The 15,731-nt window shown below is 68.9% G+C and carries 16 protein-coding genes; 5 read left to right on the forward strand and 11 right to left on the reverse strand.

Translation table 11 applies throughout. From position 1 onward, the window contains the following. Positions 1-26 precede the first annotated feature (26 nt). Positions 27-1,685, forward strand: coding sequence for a threonine/serine exporter family protein (locus tag AB0N66_RS06530; protein ID WP_365429636.1), 1,659 nt, complete (start codon positions 27-29; stop codon positions 1,683-1,685). A gap of 78 nt (positions 1,686-1,763) precedes the next feature. On the opposite strand, the gene AB0N66_RS06535 is transcribed toward AB0N66_RS06530, so the two are convergent. Next, positions 1,764-2,570 (reverse strand): VTT domain-containing protein, encoded by an 807-nt coding sequence (locus AB0N66_RS06535; RefSeq protein ID WP_365429638.1) that lies wholly within the window; start codon positions 2,568-2,570, stop codon positions 1,764-1,766. 158 nt (positions 2,571-2,728) lie between these two features. Here AB0N66_RS06535 and AB0N66_RS06540 point away from each other — a divergent pair, with 158 nt between their 5' ends. Then, complete coding sequence (locus tag AB0N66_RS06540) at positions 2,729-3,094, forward strand: YbjQ family protein (RefSeq protein ID WP_365429640.1); 366 nt, start codon at positions 2,729-2,731, stop codon at positions 3,092-3,094. Positions 3,095-3,179: 85 nt separating this feature from the next. Here the strand turns inward: AB0N66_RS06540 and AB0N66_RS06545 are convergent, their stop codons facing one another. After that, on the reverse strand, positions 3,180-3,947 hold the full coding sequence (locus tag AB0N66_RS06545; RefSeq protein WP_365429642.1) for a MerR family transcriptional regulator: 768 nt from the start codon (positions 3,945-3,947) through the stop codon (positions 3,180-3,182). A 163-nt stretch (positions 3,948-4,110) separates the two neighbouring features. Here AB0N66_RS06545 and AB0N66_RS06550 point away from each other — a divergent pair, with 163 nt between their 5' ends. Together AB0N66_RS06550 and AB0N66_RS06555 are read left to right on the forward strand one after the other, a co-directional pair. Next, complete coding sequence (locus AB0N66_RS06550; RefSeq protein WP_365429644.1) at positions 4,111-5,391, forward strand: ion channel protein; 1,281 nt, start codon at positions 4,111-4,113, stop codon at positions 5,389-5,391. 10 nt (positions 5,392-5,401) lie between these two features. Then, positions 5,402-6,808, forward strand: coding sequence for a glutamate decarboxylase (locus AB0N66_RS06555; RefSeq protein ID WP_365429646.1), 1,407 nt, complete (start codon positions 5,402-5,404; stop codon positions 6,806-6,808). 23 nt (positions 6,809-6,831) lie between these two features. On the opposite strand, the gene AB0N66_RS06560 is transcribed toward AB0N66_RS06555, so the two are convergent. The 7 genes from AB0N66_RS06560 to AB0N66_RS06590 form a co-directional block, all read right to left on the reverse strand. After that, on the reverse strand, positions 6,832-8,061 hold the full coding sequence (locus AB0N66_RS06560) for a sialidase family protein (RefSeq protein ID WP_365429648.1): 1,230 nt from the start codon (positions 8,059-8,061) through the stop codon (positions 6,832-6,834). Positions 8,062-8,174: 113 nt separating this feature from the next. Beyond that, complete coding sequence (locus AB0N66_RS06565) at positions 8,175-8,978, reverse strand: ABC transporter permease (protein WP_365429650.1); 804 nt, start codon at positions 8,976-8,978, stop codon at positions 8,175-8,177. Further along, positions 8,975-9,964 carry an ATP-binding cassette domain-containing protein gene (locus AB0N66_RS06570; protein WP_365429652.1) on the reverse strand — a complete coding sequence of 330 codons (990 nt, stop codon included), beginning with the start codon at positions 9,962-9,964 and terminating at the stop codon, positions 8,975-8,977. The genes AB0N66_RS06565 and AB0N66_RS06570 overlap by 4 nt, the downstream gene beginning before the upstream one ends. A gap of 128 nt (positions 9,965-10,092) precedes the next feature. Further along, positions 10,093-10,734, reverse strand: coding sequence for a PadR family transcriptional regulator (locus AB0N66_RS06575; RefSeq protein ID WP_365429654.1), 642 nt, complete (start codon positions 10,732-10,734; stop codon positions 10,093-10,095). Between the two features lie 10 nt (positions 10,735-10,744). Beyond that, entirely contained in the window at positions 10,745-11,305 is a 561-nt protein-coding gene (locus tag AB0N66_RS06580; RefSeq protein WP_365429656.1) for a DinB family protein, read from the reverse strand. A 139-nt stretch (positions 11,306-11,444) separates the two neighbouring features. Continuing rightward, on the reverse strand, positions 11,445-12,905 hold the full coding sequence (locus tag AB0N66_RS06585; RefSeq protein WP_365429658.1) for an aldehyde dehydrogenase family protein: 1,461 nt from the start codon (positions 12,903-12,905) through the stop codon (positions 11,445-11,447). Between the two features lie 157 nt (positions 12,906-13,062). After that, positions 13,063-13,887 carry a helix-turn-helix transcriptional regulator gene (locus tag AB0N66_RS06590; RefSeq protein ID WP_365430222.1) on the reverse strand — a complete coding sequence of 275 codons (825 nt, stop codon included), beginning with the start codon at positions 13,885-13,887 and terminating at the stop codon, positions 13,063-13,065. A 337-nt stretch (positions 13,888-14,224) separates the two neighbouring features. Here AB0N66_RS06590 and AB0N66_RS06595 point away from each other — a divergent pair, with 337 nt between their 5' ends. Continuing rightward, complete coding sequence (locus AB0N66_RS06595; protein ID WP_365429660.1) at positions 14,225-14,740, forward strand: ATP-binding protein; 516 nt, start codon at positions 14,225-14,227, stop codon at positions 14,738-14,740. A 78-nt stretch (positions 14,741-14,818) separates the two neighbouring features. On the opposite strand, the gene AB0N66_RS06600 is transcribed toward AB0N66_RS06595, so the two are convergent. Both AB0N66_RS06600 and rpsR read right to left on the reverse strand, forming a co-directional pair. Then, positions 14,819-15,091, reverse strand: a complete 273-nt coding sequence (locus AB0N66_RS06600; RefSeq protein WP_266457112.1) for a DUF397 domain-containing protein — start codon at positions 15,089-15,091, stop codon at positions 14,819-14,821. A 382-nt stretch (positions 15,092-15,473) separates the two neighbouring features. Beyond that, complete coding sequence (gene rpsR, locus AB0N66_RS06605; protein WP_365429662.1) at positions 15,474-15,731, reverse strand: 30S ribosomal protein S18; 258 nt, start codon at positions 15,729-15,731, stop codon at positions 15,474-15,476.

The following is a 15,731-nucleotide window of genomic DNA, read 5'->3' on the forward strand; positions in this document are numbered from 1 at the left end:
ATGTACGAAAGGCAAGGCAGGAGCTCGTGGCGGACCCGGAGGCGGAAGACCGCAAACCGCAGTCGGACGAGGCGAGGAGTGCCTTCTCCCAGCCGGCCGGTGTGGCACCGCCGCAGACCTCGACGGTCGATGACGAGTCGTCGACGACGTCCGAGTTCGCGCTCCCGAGGGGGCTGGACGTGGCCCAGCCGTCCGCGGCCGACTCCGAGGGTTCGGCGTTCAGCACCCCGGCTTCGTACAGCGCGCAGAGCGCCTGGCCCGCGTTCACGCCTCCGACGGGCATCCCCACGGTCAAGCTGACCAAGGATCTGCCCTGGCAGGACCGGATGCGCGAGATGCTGCGCATGCCGGTGACCGAGCGGCCCGCGCCCGAACTGGTCCACAAGGAGGACGAGTCGGGGCCGGCCGTCCCGCGCGTGCTCGACCTGACCCTGCGGATCGGCGAGCTGCTGCTCGCCGGCGGTGAGGGCGCCGAGGACGTGGAGGCGGCGATGTTCGCCGTGTGCCGCAGCTACGGCCTGGACCGCTGCGAGCCGACGGTCACCTTCACGCTGCTGTCCATCTCCCACCAGCCGTCCCTGGTGGAGGACCCGGTGACGGCGTCCCGGACCGTACGCCGCCGGGGCACCGACTACACGCGCCTCGCGGCCGTCTTCCGGCTCGTGGACGACCTGAGCGACCCGGAGACCGCGATCTCCCTGGAGGAGGCGTACGGGCGGCTCGCCGAGATGCGGCGCAACCGGCACCCGTATCCCGGCTGGGTGCTGACCTCCGCGACCGGACTGCTGGCCGGCGCGGCCTCGGTACTCGTCGGCGGTGACGCCCTCGTGTTCGTCGCGGCCGCGCTCGGCGCGATGCTGGGCGACCGGCTCGCGTGGCTGTGCGCGGGGCGCGGGCTGCCGGAGTTCTACCAGTTCACGGTGGCCGCGACGCCTCCCGCCGCGATCGGTGTGGCGATCCAGCTCGCGCACATGGACGTGAAGGCCTCCGCGGTGATCACCGGTGGGCTGTTCGCGCTGCTGCCCGGGCGGGCGCTCGTCGCGGGCGTGCAGGACGGTCTGACGGGCTTCTACATCACGGCGTCCGCGCGCCTGCTGGAAGTCATGTACTTCTTTGTGGGCATCGTCGTCGGCGTACTTCTTGTGCTCTATTTCGGCGTGAAACTGGGCGCGCAACTCAACCCGGACCAGGCCCTGAGCATCTCCGAGCGGCCCCTGCTGCAGATCGCCGCGTCCATGCTGCTGTCGCTCACCTTCGCGATCCTGCTCCAGCAGGAACGGTCCACCGTGCTCGCGGTGACCCTCAACGGAGGCGTTGCCTGGTCGGTGTACGGGGCGATGCACTTCGCCGGCGGCATCTCACCGGTCGCCTCCACGGCCGTGGCGGCGGGTCTGGTCGGCCTGTTCGGACAGCTGCTGTCCCGCTACCGGTTCGCGTCCGCGCTCCCGTACACCACGGCCGCGATCGGACCACTGCTGCCGGGTTCCGCCACCTACTTCGGCCTGCTGTCCATCGCCCAGAACGAGCTCGACAAGGGGCTCGTGTCCCTGACCAAGGCCGCCGCCCTCGCGATGGCCATCGCCATCGGCGTGAACCTCGGGTCCGAGATCTCCCGGCTGTTCCTGCGGGTGCCGGGCGGAGGCGCCGGGGGCCGCCGCGCGGCCAAGCGGACGCGCGGCTTCTAGTCGTACGAGGTGCCCGGTCGTACGGGGTTCCCGGTCGTACGGGGTTCCCGGTCGTACGGGTTCCCGGTCCTGCCGGTGTTACCGCTTGGCGTGGCGGCCGCCGCGCGGAGGCTGGTTCGGGTCCTGGTACGGGTCCTGGCTCTGGTTCTGGTGCGGGTCCTGGTTCTGGCTCTGGTACTGCTGGAACGGGGGCACCCGGAGCTGTGCGGTCTCGTCGTCGGCCGGGCCGGTGGGAGCCGGTTCGGGAGCCTCGGCGGCTTCCTTCTTGGACTTGCCGCGTGCCCGGAGGTACTCGATGACGATCGGGATCACCGAGATCAGGACGATCAGGATCAGGATCGCCTCGATGTTCTTGTGCACGAACTCGATGTTGCCGAGCCAGGCGCCGAGCGCCGTGACGCCGGCGCCCCAGAGAACACCACCGATGACGTTGTACGTGATGAACGAGCGGTACTTCATGCCGCTGACGCCGGCGATGATCGGCGTGAACGTGCGCACGATGGGCACGAAGCGGGCCAGGACCAGGGACTTGGGTCCGTGCTTCTCGAAGAACTCGTGGGCCTTGACCACGTTCTCCTGCTTGAAGAGGCGGGAGTCCGGGCGAGTGAAGAGCGAGGGTCCGACCTTCTTGCCGAAGAGATAGCCCGCCTGGTCGCCGAGGATCGCGGCGACGCAGATCAATGCGATCGCCGCCCACAGCGGGAAGTCCAGCGTGCCCGCGGTGATCAGCAGTCCGGCGGTGAACAGCAGTGAGTCACCCGGCAGGAAGAAGCCGATGAGCAGGCCGGACTCGGCGAAGACGATGAGAAGCAGGCCCCAGATACCGAAGTTGTCCAGGAGCGTGTTCGGATCCAGCCAGCTTGGTCCGAGGGCAAGCGTCGTCACGGTTCCGGGCTCCTGAGGGGTGAAGGAAAAGACGGCGGTCCAGATGCGGCCGACCAAAGCTATCAACGCAGCGCGTCCCGCCCAGGTTCCACCGACGCCTACAGGATGCACTGTGAGCCGACTGGTACAAAGCTGTGAGCCGTACAAAGCTGGGCGTCATGGGCATCGAAGAGTACGGCGGCGGACAGGGACCCCAGTCGGACGTTCTGGTCGTGACGACGAACGACGCACCCGGATACCGGGTCCAGGAAGTCATCGGCGAGGTCTTCGGCCTCACCGTGCGCTCCCGGCATCTGGGCAGCCAGATCGGCGCGGGTCTGAAATCGATGATCGGCGGTGAGCTCAAGGGGCTCACCAAGACGCTCGTGGAGACCCGCAACCAGGCCATGGAGCGGCTTGTCGAACAGGCACGCGCGCGGGGCGCCAACGGTGTGCTGATGTTCCGCTTCGACGTGACGGAGGCGGCGGACGTGGGCACGGAGGTGTGCGCGTACGGGACGGCGGTGGTCCTGGTGAAGGAGTAGTGAACAGGACTGGCCCGAGGGCAGGGACTGGGCGAAGAAGTGCACGTCGGTAAGGGGCGTCGCCAATTGGCGACGCCCCTTACCGTCAGGCTCCCTCGGAGTGCCGGGCCGCGTTCGCCCCGATCGCGTCCCTCAGATGCTCGGCGAGCCCCGGGCGCATGGAGTCGTAGAACTCCTTGAAGCGCTCGTCGGAGACGTACATCCCGCCGAGGCCCTGGTGGGTCTCGTACGAGCACGCGTAGAACCATGTGGTGATGTGCTGCCGGTGTTCCTCGGCCATGTCCATGGCGCGCTCACCGGTCGGCGGCTCACCGGCCTCCATCAGGACGTCGTAACGCTCGCCCCAGGAGGCCACCTCGGCCTGCATCCGCTGCCAGTCGTCCTTGGTGTACCGGGCGGCGCGGCGCTGCGACTCGGCGTACGCCTCCGTGCCGCCCCAGCGCCGCTCGGCCTCTTCCGAGTGCTCTTCCGGATCCTTGTCCCCGAAGACCTCGAACTTCTCCTCGGGCGTGAGGTTGATGCCCATCGTGCGTGCCTCCATGGCGTGTTCCACGGCCGCGGCCATCTTCGTCAGCTTCTCGATCCGGGCGGTCAGCAGTTCGTGCTGCCGGCGCAGCTGCGCGCGCGGGTCCGCGGCCGGATCGTCGAGCAGGGCGGCGACCTCGTCGAGGGGGAAGCCGAGTTCCCGGTAGAACAGGATCTGCTGCAGGCGGTCGAGGTCGGCGTCGCTGTAACGCCGATGGCCCGCGTGGCTGCGCTCGCTCGGCGCGAGCAGGCCGATCTCGTCGTAGTGGTGCAGCGTGCGCACCGTGACTCCGGCGAAACCGGCGACCTGGCCCACTGGATAACTCACTTCCGCTCCCTTCTCCTCTCCGTACGTCTCCCAGGCTGAGGCCTCACGTGACGTGAGGTGCAAGTCCGAAATCCGGGGTTTCCGGGGCCCGGGGCGGGCCTCCCGACGTCACGGAGGGGACCCTCGGGGTGTTATGTCGGTTTCGCCCACTTAGGGTGTGCGCGTGACCACAGAAGCCCAGGCGGAACCGGACCCCGAACAGGTCCCCGCGCTGCGACTGCTTCCACTGATCGTGCCCTCCGTGGTGGTCGGTGTGGCGGCGGCGCTCGTCCTGCTGGGCATCAGCCTGGTGGCCGAGCGGCTCCAGGACGTCCTGTGGGAGACCCTGCCGGACGCGCTGGACGTGGGCCGCTACTCGGTGCTCTGGATGATCGTGATGCTCACCGCCACCGGTGTCGCCGTGGGCCTCGTGGTGTGGAAAGTGCCGGGGCACGCGGGGCCGGACCCGGCGACCACGGGGCTGGTCGACCCGCCCCTGCCGCCCCGCGTACTGCCCGGGCTGCTCCTCGCCACCGTCCTGGCGCTGGCGGGCGGGGTGAGTCTGGGCCCCGAGAACCCGATCACGGCCGCCAACATCGCTCTCGCCTACTGGCTGGGCAGGAAGGCGGCCCCGGGCTCCCCCGCCACCCTGTGGATGATGCTGGCGGCCGCGGGCACGATCGGCGCGCTGTTCGGGACGCCGGTGGCCGCCGCGCTGATCTTCTCCGAGGTGCTGGCCGGGCAGCCGGGACCCGGCGCCCTCTGGGACCGGCTGCTGCCGCCGCTGCTGGCGGGCGGCACGGGTGCGCTGACCATGACGCTGCTCGCCCACCCGAGCTTCGACCTGTCTCTGCCCGACTACAGCGGCCCGCGCTGGGGCGACCTCCTGTCCGCCCTGGTGGTCGCCTCGGTCGGGGCGGTGGCCGGGATGGCCGCGGTGTACGCCTTCCCTTACGTCCACAGCGCCTTCTCGCGGCTCGGGCACCCCATGCTGGCAATTCCCGTGGGCGGGCTCGTCCTCGGCCTGCTGGGCGCCCTGGGCGGGCATCTGACACTCTTCAAGGGGCTGGACGAGGTGAAGGCGCTGGCCGGGGACCCGGAGGGCTGGTCGGCCGGGCGGTTCGCGCTGATGGCCGTGGTGAAACTGGCCGCACTCCTGATCGCCGCGGCCTGCGGCTTCCGGGGCGGCCGGATCTTTCCCGCCGTCTTCGCCGGGGTGGCCCTCGGACTGTGCACGCACGCTCTGGCACCGCAGGTGCATCCCACTGTCGGTGTGGTGTGCGGTGTCCTCGGCGTACTGCTGGCCGTCACCCGGCAGGGCTGGATCAGCCTGTTCACAGCGGCGATCCTGGTGTCCGACCCGGCCGTGCTGCCGCTGCTGGTGCTGGCGTCGGTACCGGCCTGGCTGCTCGTCACCGGACGCCCGCAGATGCAACTTCACGACGACGGAACCCCGATCCGCTAGGAGAGATGTCATGGCGCTCCACCAAGGCCCCCAGAAGCGCGACGAGCGCCCCATGTCCGTGAACCCCTTCTTCGGGGAGGCCAATCCGGTCGGCGGCATGACCGAGGCACCGCCCAAGCACCGGCTCCCGGACGGGCCGCTGCCGCCCACGACGGCGTATCAACTCGTCCATGACGAGCTGATGCTGGACGGCAACTCGCGGCTGAACCTCGCCACTTTCGTCACCACCTGGATGGAGCCGCAGGCCGGGTTGCTGATGGCCGAGTGCCAGGACAAGAACATGATCGACAAGGACGAGTACCCGCGCACCGCCGAGTTGGAGCGGCGCTGTGTGGCCATGCTCGCCGACCTGTGGAACGCGCCCGATCCGGCGGCCGCCGTGGGCTGTTCGACGACCGGCTCCAGCGAGGCGTGCATGCTGGCCGGAATGGCGCTGAAGCGGCGGTGGGCCCAGCGGAACGCCGACCGCTACCCGGGCGCACGCCCGAATCTCGTCATGGGTGTCAACGTCCAGGTCTGCTGGGACAAGTTCTGCAACTTCTGGGAGGTCGAGGCGCGCCAGGTCCCCATGGAGGGCGACCGGTTCCACCTCGACCCCCAGGCGGCCGCCGAGCTGTGCGACGAGAACACCATCGGGGTCGTCGGCATCCTCGGGTCCACCTTCGACGGGTCGTACGAGCCGATCGCCGATCTGTGCGCGGCCCTGGACGCCCTTCAGGAGCGGACCGGGCTCGACATCCCGGTGCATGTGGACGGCGCGTCCGGCGCGATGGTCGCTCCCTTCCTCGACGAGGACCTGGTCTGGGACTTCCGGCTGCCGAGGGTGTCGTCCATCAACACCTCGGGTCACAAGTACGGCCTCGTCTACCCGGGTGTCGGCTGGGCGCTGTGGCGGTCGGCGGTCGAGCTGCCGGAGGAACTCGTCTTCCGGGTCAACTACCTGGGCGGCGACATGCCGACCTTCGCGCTCAACTTCTCCCGGCCCGGCGCGCAGGTCGTCGCGCAGTACTACACGTTCCTGCGGCTGGGCCGCGAGGGCTACCGGGCCGTGCAGCGGACGACCCGGGACGTGGCGCTGGGGCTCTCCGGACGTATCGAGGCACTGGGCGACTTCCAACTCCTCACCCGAGGCGACGAGTTGCCGGTCTTCGCCTTCACGACGAAGCCCGACGTGACCGCGTACGACGTCTTCGACGTGTCCCGGCGGATGCGCGAGCGGGGCTGGCTGGTGCCCGCGTACACCTTCCCGGCGAACCGCGAGGACCTGTCCGTGCTGCGGGTGGTGTGCCGCAACGGCTTCTCGGAGGACCTCGCCGAGCTGTTCGTGGAGGACCTCGGGCGGCTGCTGCCGGAACTGCGCCGGCAGCCGCATCCGTTGACGCGCGACAAGAGCGCGGCGACCGGCTTCCACCACTGAACCGCCGCTCCGGCCGGCCCTGGTCAGTCTCCGTCGCCCAGTACGAAACTGTGCCAGCGGATGCCGTCGGCGGATATTCGGTAGCTCCCGACGCCGAAGCTGTCGCCCGCCAGGTAGCCGAGCGGTGTCACGGTCGCCGAGCCTCCCAGGCCCTGTGAGCCCCTGGCCGCCTCGAAGGAACGGCCGCCGTCGGTGCTGCGCCAGACGCCGTCCTCGCCGTGGATGGTGAGGCTGCCGTCTGCGGCGGCGACCGGATCGCCGAGAGTGGAGCGCGGGTCCACGCCCTTGCGGTACCTCCGGACCCGCTCCCAGGTGTGGCCTCCGTCGGTGCTGCGGTGCAGTGCGCGCAGGCCGTTCTTCACGCCCTCCTCGGCAGGCAACGGGCCTGACTGAACCGCGTACAGGACGTCTCCGGACGCGACCACCTGGATTCCCCAGCCCTGCTTGTCGGAGCTGGTGAGCGGGGCCGTACGCCAGGTGCGCCCGCGGTCCTCGCTGACGGCGAGTGCCGGGAGGCCGGAGCTCGGGTCCGTGCCTGAGGCGAAGAGCAGTCCGTCTGCGGTCTCCCCTGCCGGACCCAGCCGACCCGCCAGCGGGGGCTGGTTGGCCAGGACTTCGAAGCGGCCCGTGTCCGGGAGGATCACAAGCAGCCGGGACGCCTCGCAGTTGTTCCCCTCCTCGTCCAGCCGGGAGCAGTCCTGGACCAGGGCGCCTCCTTCGGGTACCTCGGGAGTCGTGCCCGAGGGAGCGACGGAGCCTCGCCGCCAGGTGCGTCCGCCGTCGTCCGTGAACCAGGTCCGGTCGGGCGGTGGCAACCACCCCTCGGTGATCAGCACACGGCCGGGGCCCAGCACCACGAGCCCAGCCGTGATGCCGAAGCCCCCGGTCACGTCCGGCAGCGGGGAGCGCCCGAGGCGCCAGGAGTCGGCGCCCTTGTCGAGCACGGCAACGTGCTGCCGGCAAGGCGCTTCCCCGCACTCCGCGAGCAGCGCGAAGCCGGTGGCGTCCGCTGCGAAGCCGACGGCGTGCGGAACGCCGGGCAGGTCCGGTGAGGAGGGGATGGGTGGTGGCGCGGACCCCGGCCGGGCGGGGGCGCTGCTGCCCGCGACCTCGCCAGCGCCTCTGTCCGCACCCGCGCCCGCGCTCTCGCCCCTTTCCGCGCCCGCGCCCGCGTCGACGCATCCGGCCAACATCGCCAGTACGCCGAGCACGGCAGCCACCACCGTCCTGCCCCTGCCCCATCCCCACTTCATGCCAGTCCCCCGATCCCGCGATGCGCCGTCATTTCTGGTACACCGCTCGCCGCGCTCGGGTTCCCATTTCCTCGCGACGACTTTTCGGGCGCAGGGTCGAGGGCGCCCTACGTCTACTTGCTCAGCGCCCCGAACCTCCGTACCGCCAGCGGAAGGAACACCGCCAGCAGCGCCAGCGGCCAGGCCACCGCCGCCCAGACGTGCCCCGGCTCCCCGCCCGGCCCGCCGAACAGGTCCCGTACCGCCGTCGCCGTCTGGGACATCGGGTTCCACTCGACCGCCGTGCCCAGCCAGCCGGGCATGGAGTCCGGGGTCGCGAACGCGTTGGACAGGAAGCCGACCGGCCAGACCAGGATCTGCACGGCCTGGACCATCTCCGGCTTCCCGGCCACCATCGCGAGGTGGATGCCGATCCACAGCATGGCGAACCGGAAGAGCAGCAGCAGTCCGACAGCTCCCAGGAACGCCGCGAACGTGCCGTGCGCGCGCCAGCCGATCGCGTAGCCGACGCCGATCATCACGACCAGGGCCACGGCCGACTGGAGCATGTCGGCGGCCGAACGGCCCACCAGCACGGCCCCGTTGGTCATCGGCATCGAGCGGAAGCGGTCGATCACCCCCTTGTTGAGGTCCTGGGTGACGGCCAGCATCGTGCCCTCCAGGCCGAAGGCCATGGTCAGCGCGAGCATGCCGGGCACCAGGAAGTCCACGTAGTCGCCCTGGACGCCCCGGCCGCCGCCGATGAGATAGCCGAACATCAGCAGCAGCATCACGGGGAAGACCAGGCCGACGAGCACCTGGACGGGTTGCCGTGCCCAGTGGGCGAGTTCGCGGCGGGTCATGGTCCAGCAGTCGGTCAGGACGTACGCCCCCGAAGCCCGCGAAGCCCCGGGGCGGATCGCCTCGTACGTACTCATACGGTCTCCTCCGTGCGGTCCGTGCCGTCCAGGCGGTCCATGCGGTCCGTAGGGGGCTCGGCTCCCGTCAGGTCCAGGAACACCTCGTCCAGCGTCGGCCGCCGCAGCGCGATGTCCTCGGCCTCTATGCCGGCCTCCTCCAGGGCCCGTACGGCCCCGGCGAGTGCGGCCATGCGGTCGGTGACCGGGGCGCTGAGGAGGCGGCGGTCGGTGTCGACGGAGACGCCGTCGGCAGGGAACGGCAAAAGGGCGACGGCAGCGCCCAGTTGGCCGCCGTCGCGGAGGACCACGTCGATCCGGTCACCGCCGGTGCGAGCCTTCAGCTCGTCGGCCGTGCCGTCCGCGATGACCCTTCCGTGGTCGACGACGGAGATGCGATGGGCGAGTTGGTCGGCCTCTTCCAGGTACTGCGTGGTGAGCAGGACCGTGGTACCGCCGCCGACCAGCGAGCGGACGGCGGCCCACACCTCCGCCCGGCCGCGCGGGTCGAGCCCGGTCGTCGGTTCGTCGAGAAACAGCACCTCCGGCTCGGTGATGAGGGACGCGGCGAGGTCCAGGCGGCGCCGCATGCCGCCGCTGTACTGCTTGACGGCCTTGCGGCCCGTGTCGGCCAGGCCGAAGCGCTCCAGGAGCTCATCGGCCCGCACGCGCGCGTGGCGGGCGCCCAGGTGGTGGAGCCGGCCGAACATCTCCAGGTTCTGGTGTCCGCCGAGTTCCTCGTCGAGCGCGGCGTGCTGGCCGAGCAGGCCGATGCGGTGCCGGACCCGGCCGGCCTCGCGCACCACGTCGTACCCGGCGACCTCCACCCGGCCCTCGTCGGGCCGCAGCAGGGTGGTCAGCACGCGCACCATGGTGGTCTTGCCGGCTCCGTTCGGACCGAGCAGTCCGTGTACGGTGCCGCGCCGGACCGCCAGGTCAAGGCCGTCCAGGGCCGCCTTGTCGCCGTACCGCTTCCGTACACCTTCAGCGACGATCGCGTCGGTCATCCAATCCCCTTCGCCAAGTAGTCAAACTTGACTACACCTCGAAAGTAATCCCCGGAAGAACCATTCGTCAAACTTGATTAGCCGTGAGGCTTGGCTAGGCGTGCGACTTGGTCAACCGTGAGACCTGACTAACCGCGGTCCCCGGGATGTGGCGTCCCCGTCGCGTACGGGTTCTCCTCGCCCTCGGTCAGGACGCCGACGAACGGCTCGCCCTCGCCCGCGAAGGCGTACGCCCCGCGCTCGATCCGTGCGATCAGGCCGCGTGTCCACTCGGCGTCGGAGTCGGCGGTGTGGACCCAGAGGTTCATGATCTCGCCGATGTGGCCGAGCTGTTCAGGGCCGTCCTCGGGCACATAGTGCTCGGTGACGGCCCCCCGCCAGTCCTCGATCTTCCGGATCCGCTCCTCCAGGAGGGCCACCGCCTCGGCCCTCGGCAGGTCGACGATGAAGCCGATGCCCGCCGACTGGACGTCCATCTTCTGGTCGTACGACGTCAGGGACTCACGCAGGAGCGACAGGAACTCCTCGGTGCCCTTGTCCGTGATCTCGTACTCGGTGCGCGGCGGGCCACCCGCCGTGGAGGGCGCGATCTCGTGCGCGTGCAGCAGGCCCTGCTTCGCCATCTGCTTGAGCGCGTGGTAGATCGAGCCGGGCTTGGCGTTGGACCACTCGTGCGCGCCCCAGTACTCCAGGTCGTTGCGCACCTGGTAGCCGTGGGCCCGCCCGTGCTGGCGGACGGCGCCGAGCACCAGGAGACGGATCGCTGACATGCGGTCCACATTAGGACCCGCCGCCCTGCTCCCCGGAGGTGCCCTGCTCCTTGGCGACCAGTTCGAAGGCGGTCGCGCCGTCCAGGGACTCGCGGATGATGTCGGCGTGGCCGGCGTGCCGGGCGGTCTCCTCCACGAGGTGGAGCAGGAGCCAGCGCATGGAGACGTCGCCCTTGGGGAACCAGGGCGCCTCGGGCAGCGGGAAGGTGTCGTCCAGGGATCCGACGGAGCGGATGAACTCCTCGGTCTCGTGGACCACGCCGTCCCAGAAAGCGAGGGTCTCGGCCAGCGTTTCACCCTCGACGAGCCGGAAGCTGTCGCCCCAGGTCTCCTGGGTACGCGCCCGCTCGTTGGGCTTCTGCTGGGCCATCCGCAGCCAGTTCAGCTCGCACTCGGCGACGTGCTTGACGAGCCCGGACAGCGACAGCTCGCTGGCGCTGGGCGTGCGCGCCGCCTCCTCGTCGCTCAGTCCGAGCACCGCGCGCCGCAGGCCGCCGCGCTGGGCCTCGACGAAGGCCAGGAGGGCCCCGCGCTCGTCTCCGTGTGCCTCTGCGGGAACGTGAGTGACCATGACCGGCCGCCTTTCATCGGGTCTTCTTGCCCGGCACCTTCTGCCTGACACCGATGAAGCTACGGGCCCTTTAGGACAGCTTCTGTCCGCAAGGGCCCGTCGAAAACCAGAAAGCCAGAAAACCAGAAAGCCAGAAGGCTCAGAACGGGAAGTAGCTCCGCCCGTGCTGCACCGAGATCCACTTCTGTGTGGTGAACGCGTCGACCACGGAGTCGCCGTTCAGGCGGCCGATGCCCGAGTTCTTCTCGCCGCCGAAGGCGACGATCGGCTCGTCGTGGACGGTGCCGTCGTTGACGTGGAACATGCCCGTGTCGATCTGCTTGGCGAAGGCGACTCCGCGCTCGACGTCGGCGGTGTGGACGGCGCCACTGAGCCCGTACGGCGTGTCGTTGGCGATACGGACCGCCTCCTCCTCGCCGTCGAAGGGCACGAGGATGGCGATCGGGCCGAAGATCTCCTGCTGGAAGAGGGCCGACTCGGCGGGCAGGCCGGTCAGGACGCTCGGCGAGACGAGGTTGTCGGTCGCGGTGCCGTGCACAAGCGCGGTGGCGCCCTCGGCGATCGCCTGGTCGACCACGCTCGTGAGCGCGTCCGCCTGCGAGGAGTTGATGACCGGGCCGATGACCGTCGTCGGGTCGCTCGGGTCGCCGACCTTCAGCGTCTTCACCTTGGCGACGAACTTCTCGGTGAACTCGGCCTCGATCGAGCGGTCCACCAGGATGCGGTTGGCGGCCATGCAGACCTGACCCTGGTGGACGTAGCGGCTGAAGACCGCCGCGTCGACCGCGTAGTCGATGTCCGCGTCCTCCAGGACCACCAGGGCGCTGTTGCCGCCGAGTTCGAGGATCGATCGCTTGAAGTTCGCGGCGCAGACGGTGGCCACGTGGCGGCCGACCTTGTCGGAACCGGTGAAGGAGATGACCTTCGGGACCGGGTGCTCGATGAAGGCGTCGCCGATCTCGGCGATGTCGGTGATCACGACGTTCAACAGGCCGCCGGGCAGGCCCGCTTCCTCGAAGACCTTGGCGACCAGGGAACCGCCGGCGATCGGGGTGTTCTGGTGCGGCTTGAGGACGACGGCGTTGCCGAGGGCGAGCGCCGGGGCGACGGACTTGATCGACAGCAGGAAGGGGAAGTTGAAGGGGCTGATGACACCGATGACGCCGACGGGAACCTTGTAGACACGGTTCTCCTTGCCGTCGACCGGCGACGGGATGATCTTGCCCTCGGGGCGCAGCGCCCACTGGACCGACTCGCGCAGGAACTCCTTGGCGAGGTGGAGTTCGAAGCCCGCCTTGGTGTGGGTACCGCCGAGTTCGGCGATGATCACCTCGACGATCTCCGCCTCGCGCTCCTCGATGATCCGCAGGGCGCGCTCGAAGACGGTACGGCGCGCGTACGGATTGGTGGCGGCCCATGCCTTCTGGGCGCGCTCGGCTGCGCGGTAGGCGTCGTCGACCTCGTCGACCGTGGCTATCGTGATCGACGCCAGCTTCTCGCCGTCGTACGGGTTGAAGTCGATGATGTCCCAGGAACCGGTGCCTGGACGCCACTCGCCGTCGATGTACTGCTGGGCCAGGTCGGTGAAGTAGGACGACATGTGCTCCCTCAATCCCTCAATCCCTGCGCTGCCGAAGCAGACATCCGATCAACGACTGATCGGACGTCATCGTACTTGTGTCTCAAGGGAGTTGGGGAACACCTCGGGAGATCCTGTGAAGAGTCCCAGGAAATCCTGGAAAGTTCCCACGGGGTTCTCAGGAGAGCTGGAGCAGACCCCTGAGCAGGTCACGGCTCTCCGACGGGCCCGGACTGTCCTGCTGCAGCTGCTTCAACGCGCTCTCGTACTGCGTGACGTCCTCGCGCTTGTCCAGGTAGAGCGCGCTGGTGAGCTGCTCCAGATAGACGACGTCGGACAGGTCGGACTCGGGGAAGCTGAGGATGGTGAAGGAGCCGCTCTCTCCCGAGTGGCCGCCGAAGCTGAACGGCATGATCTGAAGTCGCACGTTCGGACGCTCCGACACCTCGATCAGATGCTGGAGTTGTCCGCGCATCACCTCGCGGTCGCCGTACGGGCGGCGCAGTGCGGCCTCGTCGAGGACGATGTGGAACTCGGGGGAACTCTCGGCGACGAGGTACTTCTGGCGCTCCAGGCGCAGCGCCACGCGCCGGTCGATGTCGGCGGCGCTCGCGCCCTTCATACCGCGCGTGACGACCGCGTGCGCGTACGCCTCGGTCTGCAACAGGCCGTGTACGAACTGCACTTCGTACACCCGGATCAGATGAGCCGCGCCCTCAAGGCCGACGTAGGTCGGGAACCAGCTGGGCAGGACGTCCGAGTAACTGTGCCACCAGCCCGCGACGTTGGCTTCCTTAGCGAGGGACACCAGGGACGTGCGCTCGGCCTCGTCCATGATGCCGTAGAGCGTCAGCAGGTCCTCGACGTCACGCGTCTTGAAGCTCACCCGTCCCAACTCCATGCGGCTGATCTTCGATTCGGAGGCGCGGATCGAGTAACCGGCCGCTTCACGGGTGATTCCACGCGCCTCTCGCAGGCGCCTGAGATGTGATCCGAGCAGCATGCGCCGCACCACCGAGCCGCTCGACTCACCAGCGCTCACGTTCGTCCGCCTCCCCAACCGTCTTCAGGGGCCGCAGTCTGCCACTAAAACACTTCGAGCTGTACTCGTTCGGTTACAGAAATGGAAAGGATTCAAAGGACTGCCACAGGAACAGACCACTTGAGGGACAACAAGAGTGAAGAAGGTGACAGAAGAAATGAGCAAGAACCGGTAGAGGAAGGTCCAATTCGGGCGCGTGCACGTGCATCTGCCCTTGCATCTGCTCTGCGCATTCGGAACCATGGTCCTCGCGCCACCGCTGCATCGCATCGACCGCGAACACCCGGGAGTGCCTCGCATGGGGACGAATGGATCGACCATGCTCGAGCCCTTACGGCAGGGACTTCCGCCGCTCGATCCTGCGGCCGTGTCCAACGCCGCTTCCTGCGCCTTGCCCGCCCGCTACGAAGCGGTGCGCGAGGCGCGGCAGTTCACCCGCAGAACGCTCGACCAGTGGGAGGTCGGCGACCGCTTCGACGATGCCTGTCTGGTGGTCTCCGAGCTCGTCACCAACGCGCTGCGGCACGCACTGCCCTCGGACACGCCCCGCCCGGAGGACCAAGGGCCGCCCGTGCGGCTGCACTTGATGCGGTGGACCGAGCGTCTGGTGTGCGCGGTGCGCGACCCCAGTCACGACAGCCCGGTCGCGGGCGACTCGGAGGACTTCTCGGCGGAGTCGGGCCGCGGCCTCTTCCTCGTCGACTCGTTCTCCGACAGCTGGGGCTGGCACCCGCTCGCGGGCACCCTCAGCGGCAAGGTCGTGTGGGCACTTTTCCGGCTGCCGTCGGCTCCGCCCGCGACCCCCTGCGACTGAAGAACCGCGGCGCCTTCCGGCGCCGCGGTTCTACGCGCGTTACTCACTGAGCTGCGGCGATCACATTCGGTTGCGTAGTCAGGCGCCCGCCACCAAGTGGTCGAACTCGCCGTCCTTGATGCCCAGGAGCATGGCTTCGATCTCGGCGCGCGTGTAGACGAGCGCGGGCCCGGTGGGGAACCGCGAGTTCCGCACGGCTACGTCGCCGCCCGGCAGTCGCGCGAACTCCACGCAGGAACCCTGCGAGTTGCTGTGCCGGCTCTTCTGCCAGGCCACTCCGTTCAGCTCGGTCGCAGCCATGCCGTTGTACACGTCATCCACGAAATCCACGTCGTACACGTCGTGGTCCACAGGTCGCTCCCCGGTCGTGCAGTGGCTGATGTGGCCATTGATGCAGTGGTCAACTGACCCGGATCATAGCTCTGTTCATGTGCAGATGCATGGGCAGATGCACGTGCACGCGGGGTGGTCCTGTGGTTACAGCTTTTACCGGCCCTTTGACTACAGGCGGTTGTGCAGGCGACTACAGCTGGTCCCTAGCGCATTCCCAGAAGATCGCATCACACACGATCTCTCCCCCCGTGCCCTCTAAGAAGAGACGCACGCGAGGGCCGCTGTGTTCCAACCTCCTTGAAACCTCGACAAATAGGTACCGGATAAAGCTGGGGGTTCCCTACGTGTGACGCACAGGGAACCCCCAGCAGCATGTGCCACCAGCAGGTCGGAGCGCTGGTCAGCGGCTGGAGTACGGCAGCAGTGCCATCTCCCGGGCGTTCTTGATCGCGCGGGTCAGCATCCGCTGCTGCTGCGCCGTCACGCGCGTGACGCGGCGGCTGCGGATCTTGCCGCGGTCAGAGATGAACCGGCGCAGCAGGTCCGTGTCCTTGTAGTCGATGTACGTGATCTTGTCGCGGTCCAGCGGATTGGGGCGGGACTTCGCGGGCTTGCGCTCGGACTTGCGCTCGGAACTGCGCTCGGGCTTGCGGGCCAT

The organism is Streptomyces sp. NPDC093544 (assembly GCF_040683495.1).
In the GTDB taxonomy this organism is placed as follows: Bacteria; Actinomycetota; Actinomycetes; order Streptomycetales; family Streptomycetaceae; genus Streptomyces.